This window comes from Conyzicola sp., from assembly GCF_046714715.1.
Lineage (GTDB): Bacteria > Actinomycetota > Actinomycetes > Actinomycetales > Microbacteriaceae > Conyzicola.
In genome coordinates this window covers 1-11,757 of the sequence record NZ_JBKKAD010000202.1, presented here as the reverse complement: position 1 = coordinate 11,757, position 11,757 = coordinate 1, and the positions used below count along the sequence as shown (strand labels likewise).

Genomic DNA, 11,757 nt, shown 5'->3' with positions numbered 1-11,757 from the left:
CGCCGACGAGACTCCCAGTTCGGCCAGGCTGACCACGACGCCATGCACGACCAGGGTGAGGGCGAACAGGCCGAGCTGCTCGGGGGCGACGATGCGCGCGACCACCGCCATCACCACGATGTTGCCGATCCGCAGCAACATCGAGCTGCTGCCCGCCCACAGCGCTCCCCTGCGCACGCGGTCGCCGAGGGCGGCCGCCGAGTCGGTCTCGCTCGGCGCGCTCACCCGCATGGTCGCACCGGCCGCGAGCGCGGGACTCTCACGATTCGGCCCCGGCGAGCGCGGCGGTCGCGGTGCTGCCGGCGGTAGCGGTAGCGGTGCGGGGCGCCACCGCCGCCGCCAGCGTCTCGACGACGTAGTCTTGCGCGTCGGCGTCGAGCCCCGGGTAGATCGGCAGCGACAGCAGCTGGCGCGAGTAGGCCTCCGCGTGCGGGAACGAGCCGCCGAGGTAGTCGAAGGCGGGCAGCCGGTGCACGGGCGAGGGGTAGTGCACGCCCGCCCCGATGCCCGCCGCCACGAGCGTCGCCAGCACCTGGTCGCGGTCGGCGACCCGCACCACGTACTGGTGCCAGACGTGCTCGTTGTGCGGCGCGGTCGTCGGCGTGATCACGCCGGGCAGGTCTGCGAGCAGCCCGGTGTAGCGGTCGGCCAGCGCGCGCCGCTCGGCGTTCCAGGCGTCGAGGTGCTCGAGCTTGGCCGACAGCACCACCGCCTGCAGCGAGTCGAGCCGGGAGTTCGTGCCGATCTCGAGGTGCTCGTACTTGTGGGTTCCGCCGTGGTTGCGCAGCGCCCGCACCCGCTCGGCGATCCGCGCCGACCCCGTGCTCACCGCACCCGCGTCACCGTAGGCCCCCAGGTTCTTGCCGGGGTAGAAGCTGGTGCCGGCGGCGTCGCCCAGCGAACCGGAGCGCCGCCCGCGGTGCCGGGCACCCTGCGACTGGGCGGCATCCTCGATCACGACGACCCCCTCGCCCACCACCGCGCGGATCGCGTCGACGTCGGCCATTTGCCCGTAGAGGTGCACCGCGATGACGGCGCGCACCTGCGGCGTGAGCCGGCGGCGCAGGTCGTCGGGGTCGATGAGGTAATGCTCGTCGCAGTCGACGAGCACGACGGATGCGCCCGCCCTCACCACGGCTTCCGCCGTCGCGACGAAAGTGTTCGCGGGGATCGCCACCCGGTCGCCGCGTCCGATGCCCGCGGCGCGCAGTGCCAGCTCGATCGCGTCGGTGCCGTTGCCGACCCCCACGACGTGCGCGACGTCGCTGAAGGCCGCGTACTCGGCCTCGAACGCGTCGACCGCCGGCCCGAGAATGTAGCTGCCGGTCTCCAGCACGCGGGCGAAACCGGCGGCCACCCGCGCCTCGACGGCGCGGTGCTGGTGTGCGAGGTCGAGCATGGCGACGGTGCGCGGGGTGGTGGTCACGTGATCATCTCCAACGGTCGGGCGGTGAGGGGGCGGGCCGGAACGCCGGCCCAGGTTTCGTTGTCCGGCACGTCGTGCAGCACGGCCGCGGCCATGCCGACCACCGAGCGCACGCCGATGGTGACGCCGGGCAGCACCGCGGCGTTCATGCCGACGTAGGCGCCCCTGCCGACGGTGACGCCGCCGCCGAGCGACACCCCGGCCGCGAGGGTCGCATAGTCGTCGACCACGTCGTCGTGGGTGATGGTGGTTCCCGGCATCACGACCACGTGGTCGCCGACCGTCGCGTCGGCCGTGATGGTGACGTTCGCGAGCACGATGCTGCCCGCGCCGATGCGGCAGCGGGCCGGATTGCGCACGCTCGGGTCGACGACGGTCGCATAGCGGATGCCTCGCACGCCCGTCTGGGCGAGCCAGTCGACGATGCGTTCCCGCGCGAGCCCCGAGCCGACACAGATGAGCACGTCGGCCCGAACGTGGTCGTCGAGGTTGGCGATGCGCCCGAGCACGGGCAGGCCGGCGAAAGTCTTTTCGATGTGGCCGACCCGGTCGTCGAGCACGCCGATCGGGGTGTGCGAGCCGGTCTCCCGTACGACGGCGAGCGCCTCCCTCGCCAGCCCGCTCGCCCCGAGCACGATGAGGTCGGTCACGGCGTCGACCGCCCGTCGGGCGTCGCGCCGGCGCCGACGGCGCTGCGCGACCCCGTGGACTGTGCCGTGGTCTGCACTCCGGCGGCGCGTCTGATCGACTCGACCACCCGGGTCAGCTCGCCATCCGTCATCTGGTGGAAGACCGGCAGAATCAGCGTGTGCTCGGTGAGGAGGTCGGTCACCGGCAGCGGTGCACTGCCGGTGTCGCGGCCGGCGTAGGCGGGCTGCCGGTGCGCGGCCATGATGCCGCGCCTGGCCGAGATGTCGTCTTTCGCGAGGTGCGCGAGCAGCCCCTCGCGGCCGACGGGGAAGTCGGGCAGCACCTCGATCCAGAACGACTGGAAGTTGCTGGTGCCCCACTCGGGATCGCCGACCAGCCGAAGCCCGGGAACGTCGCCGAGGGCTGCGGTGTAGGCGGCTGCGATCTCGCGGCGGCGACGCACGATCTCGGGCAGCCGCCCGAGCTGCACGATGCCGACGGCCGCCTGCATGTCGGTCATGCGGTAGTTGAAGCCCACCTCGGTGTACTGCTCGGGGGGAGCGAGAACGGATGCGTGGCGCTGGTTGGCGGAGACGCTCATGGAGTGCTCGCGCAGCCGTCGCGCCCGGCTCGCCCATTCGGCGTTGTCGGTGGTGAGCATTCCGCCCTCGCCGGTCGTCAGGAGTTTGCGGGGGTGGAACGACCACGCGGTGAGCTGGGCTCCGGCACCCACGGGGCGACCGCGGTAGGTCGAGCCGGCGCCGCACGCCGCGTCCTCGATCACGAGGATGCCCCACGGGTCGAGCGCCTCGCGGATCGGGTCGAGGTCGACGGGGATGCCGCCCTGGTCGACCACGATCACCGCGCGGGTCTCGGGGGTGAGCGCGGCGAGCAGGGTGGCGGCGGTCACGTTGCCGGTGAGCGGGTCGACGTCGGCGAACACCGGGCGGGCGCCCACGTAGGTGGGGGCGTTCGCCGTCGCGACGAACGAGAAGGAGGGGACCACGACGTCGTGGCCCGGCCCGATGCCGGCGACGACGAGCGCGAGGTGCAGGGCCGTCGTGCAGTTCGAGGTGGCCACCGCGAACGGCGCCTGCACCGCATCCGCGAATTTCTCCTCGAACTCGGCGACCCGCGGGCCCTGCGCGACCCAGCCCGACTCGATGACCCGCGCGAGCGCGTCGGCCTCCTCGGTGCCGAACCACGGCTTCATCACGTTGATGCGCGTCACGCCGTCACCTCGACCTTGCGGGTGCCGGCGATCTCGTCGCGCAGTGGCTGCCACCACGCGACCAGCTCGCGCAGCCCGTCTTCGAGACCGGTGTCGGCCGCGAAGCCGAGGTCGCGGCGGGCCGCCTCGGTGTCGGCGAGCCGGCGGGTGACACCGTTGACCGCGCGCTCGGGCCCGAGCTCGACCGAGAGGTCGGAGTCCATGGCGCGCAGCAGCGCCTCGGCGAGCTGCAACAGGCTGGTCTCCTCGCCGCTCGCGACGTTGAAGACGCCCTCGCGCGAATCGCTCTCGGCCGCCAACAGGTTGGCGCGGGCGATGTCGCCGGTGTAGACGAAGTCCATCGTCTGCTGGCCGTCGCCGAAGATGAGGGGCGGCTTGCCGTCGGCGATGCGTTCCATCCAGCGCACGAGCACCTCGGTGTACAGCCCGTGCACGTCCATGCGCGGGCCGTAGACGTTGAAGTACCGCAGCACGACGTAGTCGAGACCGCTCATCGCGCGGAAACTGCGGATCATGCCCTCGTTGAACGACTTGGCCGCCCCGTAGAACGTGTCGTTGTTGTGGTGGTGGTGGCGCTCGCCGGTGGGGAACTGCTCGGCCAGCCCGTACACCGAGGCGCTCGAGGCGGTGACGACCTTGTCGACCCCGTGCTCCGCGGCCGCCTCGAACACGTTGAAGGTGCCGTCGACGAGTACCTCGAGCGCGAGCCGCGGGTCTTCGGCGCACTGGGTGATGCGGATCGCGGCCTGGTGGAAGACCAGATCCTTGCCGCGCGTCACGTCGTGAACGAGGTCGCGATCCCGGATGTCGCCGTCGACGAGCTGCGCCCGGCCGGTGGCGAGGGCGGCGGAGAGGTTGTCGACGCGCCCGCGCACGAGGTTGTCGAGCACGTCGACCTGCGCCGCGCCGGCCTCGAGCAGCTGGTCGACGAGCGTCGATCCCACCGTGCCCGCGCCGCCCGTGACGAGGATGCGCGCGCCGGCCACGGCGGTCACAGGGCCACCGCCAGCGCGTCGCTCTCGACCGTGTCGCTCGCGACCGGGTGCATCGCGCCCCCGGTGTCGAGACTGCGGCTCGCGGCCTCGAGCACCGAGAGCACCCGCAGGCCGGCGAGGCCATCGGTGCGCGCCGGCCTGCCATCGCGGATGCTGGCGGCGAACTCGCTCGCCATGGCGCCGAGCGCCTCGTGCTCGGGCAGCGCGGGCGACCACGTGTCGCCGAGCCGGTAGCTGACGGTGGCGGCCGCGCGGTCGCTCCCATCGACGGACTGCTGGGCGAGGTCGACACCCCGGTCGTACACGCTCAGCCGCTGCTGCGGGTTCAGATCGTCCCAGACGAGCGTTCGTTTGGTGCCGCCGATCACCATGCTGCGGATCTTGGTCGGGCTGAGCCAGTTGACGTGCACGTGCGCGATGGCGCCGTTCTCGAGCGGCACCGTGAGGTAGCCGATGCACGACTTGCCGGCACCGAGCGGGTCGGCTCCCTGCGCGGACACGGCGGTGGGCCGCAGCCCGCCCGGCAGGATGAAGTCGATGATCGACAGGTCGTGGGGGGCGAGATCCCAGAACACGTCGACGTCGGGCTGCACGAGCCCGAGGTTGATGCGCACCGAGTCGATGAAGAGCAGGTCGCCGAGCGCGCCCTCCGCCACGAGCTCGCGGATCTTCAGCACGGCCGGCGTGTAGCAGTAGGTGTGGTCGGCCATGAGGGTGAGTCCACGCTCTTCGGCTTCGCGCACCATCTCGAAGGCGTGCGCGCGGCTGTCGGCGAGCGGCTTCTCGACCACGACGTGCTTGCCGGCCCGCAGGGCGGCGAGCACCACGGCGTGGTGGGTGCGCGCCGGGGTCGCCACGGCGATCGCGTCGATGTCGTCGCGGGCGAGCAGCGCGTCGAGGTCGTCGAATACTTCGACGTGCCCGACCTTCTCGGCGAGCGCGAGAGCGCGCACCGGGTCGAGGTCGCAGATCGCGGCGAGGCGCCACTCGGGGCTGGAGCTGAAGTTTCGGGCGAGATTCGGCCCCCAGTAGCCCGCGCCGACAACCGCGACGCTGAGTTGGTTTGTCATGTAGTCCTCTTTCTCTATTCGGGTGAGAGTCGGAAGGTGTGCCGCTTTAAGGGTGTTGCGGCAGAGTCACCTCGATGGAGCGGTCGACCGGCTACCGCGACCCCGCGGTAGGACTCGGGGTCGGAGTGGGGGTCGGTGTCGGTGTCGGACTCGGGGTGGGTGTGGAGGTCGGGCTCGGCGTGGGTGTCGGGCTCGGCGTCGGCGTCGGTGTCGGGCTCGGCGACGACTGGCCGCCGGTCGTCACCGAGTAGACGAGGTCGACGAAGTAGTTTGAGCCGCCCCATGACGAGTCGGGGTACCCGCCGGAGGAGGCGTAGACGAAGCGGCCGTTCTCCGACGTGCCGGCCGTCAGGGGCCCGCTCGTCTTTGGTTGCGAGAAGTACCCGGAGGTATACGAGTACCTGCCCTGCGGCGCGAAATACGACACGACGTACTTCTCGCCCGGCACGAGCGTCACCGGGGTGGTGAGCGCGGCGACCTGCCAGCCGCTCACGGTCTCCTGGCCGAACTGCACCTCGGCGAGCATCCTCCGGTCGGATGCCCACAGGCGTCCGATGTGCTGGCCCGTGTTTCCCGGCCCCTTGTAGAAGCGAATCGCGGTGACCTGCCCGGCTACTGAGGGCGTGAACGAGACGCCGAGTTCGACGGCAGCCGCGTCATCCGACGCCGCAGCGACCACGGGTGCCTCGGCGCCGAAGAGCGAGTAGTCCGACGTGGTGCTGCCGGGCGCCCTGGTGGTGAACGACCAGCTCTGAGTGGGCAGGGCGGGGCTGCCGCTCTTGCGCGCTCCCGTCAGTTCCACCCGCACGAGGGCGTGTTCGGGGAGGGTGCCGGTCGGGGTGAAGGTGATCGTCTTGCCGTCTGCCGAGAGCGCGGCGGCGCCGCCGACGGAGGTCCCTCCCGAGGTGACGGTCAGGTCGAACCCGGGTTCGACAGGGGCGGAGAAGCCCACGGTGACCACGCTGTCGCGCACGACATCGACCGCGCCAGGGGCGGGCGATTGCGACGTGATCGTGAGCGGCGTCGCGGCGGGGGTGAAGGCCAGGTCGACGAGGTAGTTGCTGCTCGACGGGTTGCCGGGGAACGGATCGTCGTAGGCGAAGGCGCCAGCGCCGGTGCCGACCCGCAGCGGGCCGCGGGTGGAGCCCGGTCCCGCGAAGCCACCGGCGGTGACCGAGTAGTTACCGACGGTGGTGCTGTAGGCGGCGATGTAGGCGGTGTTCGCATCGACCGCGGCCGGGGTGGGGAAGGTGACCGTCTGCCAGCCGCTCGGCGACTCGTTCTGGAAGGGGGCGGACGCGACCAGCGTGCCGGTTGCGGTGTAGAGCGAACCGACGTGCGGGCCCGTGTTGCCCGGGGACTTGTAGAACCTGACCGCGCTCACCGTGCCGTCGACGCTCGGGGTGAACTTCACGCCGAGTGTCAGCGCGGCGTTGTTGTCGCCGACCTGCATGATCTCGGGGGTCATGCTGTCGTCGAAGAGGCTGCAGGGGCAGACGTTCTCGCTGGCCGGGGCCTTCACCGAGACGAACGACCACGACGACCCCGCGGTGAGCGGCTCGCCCCTGGTGTCCTCCGCAGAGAGGGTCGCGGTGAACGTCGTGTCGTAGGGGAGCTGGGTGGTGGCGCGGAAGACGGCGGTGCGGGTGGCCGGGTCGTACTGGGTGGATCCGGCGATGTCGGCCCCGGCCGCGGTGGTCACGGCGATGTCGACCCCGGTAGCGTCGCGCGACAGTTTCGCGCTGACCGACGCGGAGGTGGGAACGCTCGTGGAGCCGTCGAGAGGAGAGTGGTCGGTCGCGACGAGCGGCGAGGTGTCGACGGTGTCGAAGACGGCGTCGACGAAGTAGTTGGTGCCGGCGTACGACAGGTTGGGGATTCCCCCGTTTTCGCTGAAGACGCCCGCCTCGGGTGCGCCGTAGCCGCCCGCGACCGTGAGCGGGCCGGCCGCGCTGCCGCGGTACGCCCAGTACTCGGTGGCGAAGGCGTAGCGCCCGACCGGCGCGTTGTACGAGACCACGTAGGTCGAGCCCGCCTGCACGCGCTGCGGCGAGACGAAGAAGGCGGTCTGCCACCCCGATGCGGTCTCGTCAGAGAACGTGACCTGCGCGAGCCGGGTTCCGTTGCTGCGCCAGATCGATCCGGTGTGCGTGCCGACGTTCGCCGCGCTCTTGTAGAAACGCACGCCCGAGACGAAGCCGTCGACCGCGGGGGTGAACCGCATGCCGAGCTCGATGGGCGCCGGCTCGTTGGAGTCGTCGACGGCGGGAATCTCGTCGCCGAGCACGGAGTAGGGGCCGGTGACCACGTAGGTCACCGTCGTCGGCTGCTGCGGGAAGTTGGCGCTGTCGTCGATCGCGCGCACCATCACCGGCTGGTTGCCCCTTCCGTGCTGCACATAGGTGTAGGCCCACGCGGTCGTGCCCGACGCGGCGTGCCAGTCGTCGCCCCCGTCGGTCGAGACCTCGACACCCACGACGACGCCGCCGACATCCGCCGCCGTGCCGGTGATCGTCACCGAACTGCCGTTCGCGATCTGGCTGCCGGTCGCGGGCGACGCCACCGTCGCCGTCGGAGCTGAGCCATCGGTGCTCGCGGTCGCCGCCGTCAGCAGCGGATCGAGGGTCAGCGGTTGTGCCTCCATGTCGGCGAGCAGATTGACCTGCGCCTGCTGGATGCGCCGGTCGGCGGGCGCGCCGTTGCCGTCGTGCTCGGCGTCGAGGCCCCAGCTCCACTGGATGCTGCCGGCGGAGAAGACCAGCGCGCCGCTCGCGGCGCGGTAGAGGGTGACGTGGTGGGTGGTGTCGTCGCCGTCGGAGACGGTGTTGCCGAAGTCGAGCAGGTACTGCTCGGTGTGGCCGGTCGTCGTCGACAACCGCGCGAGGCCGTCGGGTCGGAACCCGTTGTCGAGGTCTTCGTTCGACTCGTAGCCCACCGTGTGCGGAGCCAGGGCCTGCGACGTGCCGGCGGGCAGCGCAGCCAACCCGGTGTTGCGCCACAGCCGGGCCTTGCCCTCGGCGGCCGACACGGTCACGGCCAGGTCGACGTGGTTGGCCTTGTAGGCGGTGCCGGTGAGCGCGTTCTCGGGCAGGCTGCCCCCGTCGTCGGCGCCGGCGAATCGGGGGTCGCGCCAGGTGCCCGTCCACGTCGACGAGGGGTCGATCTTCTTGCCGCCCGGGCTGTCTTTGTCACCCCACGTCTCCTTGTAGCTGACCAGGGTGCGGTACGGCGACTGGCTGCCCTCGATGGAGTTCTCGTAGCGGGTGTGCCAGTAGACCTCGTTGCCCGACAGGAACTGCAGGTGCAGCCCGGCGTCACGCGCGGCCTCGACGTTGGCGCGTTGGGCGCCCGACCAGTACTCGTCGTGACCGACCGAGAGGAACACCTCGTGGTTGGTGAGCGTCGACCCGAAACGGTCGGTGTCGACGCCGCTGAAATAGGTGACGTCGTACCCGTTCTTCTCGAGGAACCGCACGAGCGGGTACTCGCTCGAGAAGTAGAAGTCGCGTCCGTTGTAGTCGCCGCGGGTCGCGACGGGACGGTTGTAGCTCACCTTGTAGGCGCGCCCGTTGGCGGCTCCCTGATAGAAATCGGAGCCGCCGAAGGTGTTGTAGGCCTGCCACGTCGGGTCGGAGGTCTGGAAGAGCACGTCGGCGTGGCTCGCGTTGTCGCGGACGACGAAGGTGATGTGGCTGCGCCCGCCGGTGTCGCCGCGCTCGAGCACCGCCAGGTAGACGCCGGATACCGCCGTGGCCGGAACGTTCCACGACGCGGACACGCTCCAGGTTCCACAGTCGGTGATCTCGACCTTGATGTCTTTTCGGCACACCGGCTGCGCGCTCTGCGGCTGTGCGAGGGGGGTGACGCTCGTGATGTAGCGCGCTCCCAGCTCGTCGTACCAGCCCGTGCGGTAGATCTTGATCGTGTACGCCGCCGCCGTGGTGTCGATCTTGAAGTCGATCTTCGACCCGACGTTGACGCTGATGTCGGTCGAGAACCCCTGAATGGTGGGATCGCCCGCGCCTACGATGTCCCACTGCGACGGCGGGTTGCCGTCGTTACTGTTCTCGCAGACGATCGGGTTGGATGCCGGACCGCAGGGATTCGCGACGGCCGCCGCGGCGGGCGCGGCCACCTGGAATGGGCGCGTCTCGCTGACGCTGGTCGCCGTGGTCGCTGTCGTCGCCATGCTCGCGGTCGCCGCGGTTGTCGTCGCGGTCGCCACCGTCGTCGCGGGCGCGACGGGAGCGAGCGGGGCGGCAATCAGGGCGATTGCTGCGATAAGCGGGGTCGCAAAACGGGTAAGGATTTCGCGACGAATTTTCGGGTAAGTCGTCATGCTGCCTCCGGGTAACGTCGACATAGTGGCACAGCGGCAGCCGCGGCCTAGCCCCCCAAATGGGTTACAGTCGGCGGCCAATATGCTTCGAGGTTTGCGACCCTCGTTCGGGTGTGGCGAGCATGCTCAAGCGGTTTTCCCGGTCAGCTTCTAGGCTGGAACGATGGCTACCGTAAACCTCACCTCCGACGACTTCGAAACCACCGTTCTCGAGCCCGGTATCGTGCTCGTCGACTTCTGGGCCGAGTGGTGCGGCCCCTGCAAGCAGTTCGGGCCCATCTTCGAGCAGGCCAGCACCACGAACTCCGACATCACGTTCGCGAAGGTCGACACCGAAGACCAGCAGGCGCTCGCCAGCGCCGCCGGCATCACGTCGATCCCGACGCTGATGGCTTTCCGCGACGGCGTGCTCGTGTTCTCGCAGCCGGGCGCGCTGCCTGCCCCAGCGCTCGGCCAGGTCATCGACGCCGTGCGCGGCCTCGACATGGACGACGTGCACAAGCAGATCGCGGCACAACGCGAGGCTGCGGAGGCCGAGACACCCTCCGCTGGTTGAGTAAGGCCGTCTACGGCCTGTATCGAAACCTCACCGACGAGGTTTCGATACGGTCGCTGAGCGACCTACTCAACCGGCAGTAGAGACGACCTCGAGCAGCGCCTCGCCGTACTTCGCGAGCTTGTTCTCGCCCACCCCGCTGATCGCGCCCAGCTCGCCGAGCGAGTCGGGGCGCGAGATGGCGATGCCGCGAAGCGTCGCGTCGCCGAAGATGATGTACGCGGGCACCTCCTGCGCCTTCGCCTCGGACGAGCGCCACACCCGCAGCGCCTCGAACAGGTCGACGGAGCCCGTCGGCAGGTCGGCGGCGACCTTCGACTTCTTCGCGGCGCGACCGGCCCCGCGTTCGGGCTCCTTGCGCAGCTTTACCGGCCGTGACCCGTCGAGCACCGCGGCGCTCGCCTCAGTGACGGCGAACGTGCCGTACTCGCCCTGCACGGCGAGCAGCCCCTGGGCGAGCATCTGGCGTACGACGCCGCGCCACTCCTGCTCGCTCAGGTCGGCGCCGATGCCGAACGTCTTGAGCTGGTCGTGGCCGTACTGCGACATGCGCGGCGTGGTCTTGCCGACGAGGATGTCGATGATGTGGCCCGCACCGAAGCGCTGCTGCTTCTCGCGCCAGAGCCGCACGACGGTCGACAGCAGCTTCTGGGCGGGGATGGTGCCGTCGATGCCCTCGGGCGGCGTGAGGCACGTGTCGCAGTTCATGCAGGGTGAACTCTGCTCGCCGAAGTAGGCGAGCAGTTGCATCCGCCTGCACTCGATCGTTTCGCACAGCGCGAGCATCGCGTCGAGGTTGGCTCCGAGACGGCGGCGGAAGGCGTCGTCTCCCTCGGACTGCTGGATCATGCGGCGCTGCTGCACCACGTCTTGCAGGCCGTACGCGAGCCATGCGGTGGAGGGCAGGCCGTCGCGGCCGGCGCGGCCGGTCTCCTGGTAGTAGCCCTCGATGTTGTTCGGCAGGTCGAGATGGGCGACGAAGCGCACGTCGGGCTTGTCGATTCCCATGCCGAATGCGATCGTCGCGACCATCACGATGCCGTCCTCGCGCAGGAAACGGTTCTGGTGGCGCCTGCGCACCTCGGCGTCCAGCCCGGCGTGGTACGGCAGCGCGTGGATGCCGACGCCTTCCAGCCACGCGGCGGTCTCGTCGACCTTCTTGCGCGACTGGCAGTAGACGATGCCGGCGTCGCCGTCGTGCTCGTCCTGGATGAAGCGCAGCAGTTGCTGGCGCGGTTCGGTCTTCTCGACGACCGCGTAGCGAATGTTCGGCCGGTCGAAGCTGCTGATGAAGACGCGCGCGTCTTCGAGCTGCAGCCGCGTGATGATGTCGGCGCGAGTCAGGTCGTCGGCGGTCGCGGTCAGCGCGATCCGCGGCACGTCGGGGTAGCGCTCGTGCAGCAGGTTCAGCGCCAGGTAGTCTTCGCGGAAATCGTGGCCCCACTGGCTGACGCAATGCGCCTCGTCGATCGCGAACAGGCTCATCAGGCCGCGCTCGTGCAGCGAATCG

9 protein-coding genes are annotated in these 11,757 nt (G+C 70.2%); 1 reads left to right on the top strand and 8 read right to left on the bottom strand.

The window, feature by feature from the left end; translation table 11 throughout:
- From ACLQ6X_RS16135 to ACLQ6X_RS16105, 7 genes are all read right to left on the bottom strand, one after another.
- The coding region (locus ACLQ6X_RS16135) for a hypothetical protein (RefSeq protein ID WP_411701164.1) at nucleotides 1-225 on the bottom strand (225 nt) is incomplete at its 3' end.
- A 34-nt stretch (nucleotides 226-259) separates the two neighbouring features.
- Nucleotides 260-1,426, bottom strand: a complete 1,167-nt coding sequence (locus ACLQ6X_RS16130; RefSeq protein ID WP_411701163.1) for a DegT/DnrJ/EryC1/StrS family aminotransferase — start codon at nucleotides 1,424-1,426, stop codon at nucleotides 260-262.
- Nucleotides 1,423-2,076 carry an acetyltransferase gene (locus ACLQ6X_RS16125; RefSeq protein ID WP_411701162.1) on the bottom strand — a complete coding sequence of 218 codons (654 nt, stop codon included), beginning with the start codon at nucleotides 2,074-2,076 and terminating at the stop codon, nucleotides 1,423-1,425. The genes ACLQ6X_RS16130 and ACLQ6X_RS16125 overlap by 4 nt, the downstream gene beginning before the upstream one ends.
- Nucleotides 2,073-3,269, bottom strand: a complete 1,197-nt coding sequence (locus ACLQ6X_RS16120; protein WP_411701165.1) for a DegT/DnrJ/EryC1/StrS family aminotransferase — start codon at nucleotides 3,267-3,269, stop codon at nucleotides 2,073-2,075. The genes ACLQ6X_RS16125 and ACLQ6X_RS16120 overlap by 4 nt, the downstream gene beginning before the upstream one ends.
- A 14-nt stretch (nucleotides 3,270-3,283) precedes the next feature.
- On the bottom strand, nucleotides 3,284-4,282 hold the full coding sequence (locus tag ACLQ6X_RS16115) for an NAD-dependent epimerase/dehydratase family protein (RefSeq protein ID WP_411701161.1): 999 nt from the start codon (nucleotides 4,280-4,282) through the stop codon (nucleotides 3,284-3,286).
- A complete protein-coding gene (locus ACLQ6X_RS16110; RefSeq protein WP_411701160.1) occupies nucleotides 4,279-5,352 on the bottom strand; it encodes a Gfo/Idh/MocA family protein in 1,074 nt (357 codons plus the stop codon). The genes ACLQ6X_RS16115 and ACLQ6X_RS16110 overlap by 4 nt, the downstream gene beginning before the upstream one ends.
- 91 nt (nucleotides 5,353-5,443) lie before the next feature.
- Nucleotides 5,444-9,691: a DUF4082 domain-containing protein gene (locus ACLQ6X_RS16105; RefSeq protein ID WP_411701159.1), complete on the bottom strand. Its 4,248-nt coding sequence runs from the start codon at nucleotides 9,689-9,691 to the stop codon at nucleotides 5,444-5,446.
- Between the two features lie 163 nt (nucleotides 9,692-9,854).
- Here ACLQ6X_RS16105 and trxA point away from each other — a divergent pair, with 163 nt between their 5' ends.
- A complete protein-coding gene (trxA, locus tag ACLQ6X_RS16100) occupies nucleotides 9,855-10,247 on the top strand; it encodes a thioredoxin (protein ID WP_411701158.1) in 393 nt (130 codons plus the stop codon).
- Between the two features lie 69 nt (nucleotides 10,248-10,316).
- Here the strand turns inward: trxA and ACLQ6X_RS16095 are convergent.
- Nucleotides 10,317-11,757 (bottom strand): RecQ family ATP-dependent DNA helicase (locus tag ACLQ6X_RS16095; RefSeq protein WP_411701157.1); only part of this gene is annotated, 1,441 nt, incomplete at its 5' end.

Bases quoted from the DNA above. Each gene is read 5' to 3' on its own strand.
- ACLQ6X_RS16120 (WP_411701165.1), bottom strand. From the start codon at position 3,269: ATGAAGCCGTGGTTCGGCACCGAGGAGGCCGACGCGCTCGCGCGGGTC.
- ACLQ6X_RS16110 (WP_411701160.1), bottom strand. From the start codon at position 5,352: ATGACAAACCAACTCAGCGTCGCGGTTGTCGGCGCGGGCTACTGGGGG.
- ACLQ6X_RS16105 (WP_411701159.1), bottom strand. From the start codon at position 9,691: ATGACGACTTACCCGAAAATTCGTCGCGAAATCCTTACCCGTTTTGCG.
- trxA (WP_411701158.1), top strand. From the start codon at position 9,855: ATGGCTACCGTAAACCTCACCTCCGACGACTTCGAAACCACCGTTCTC.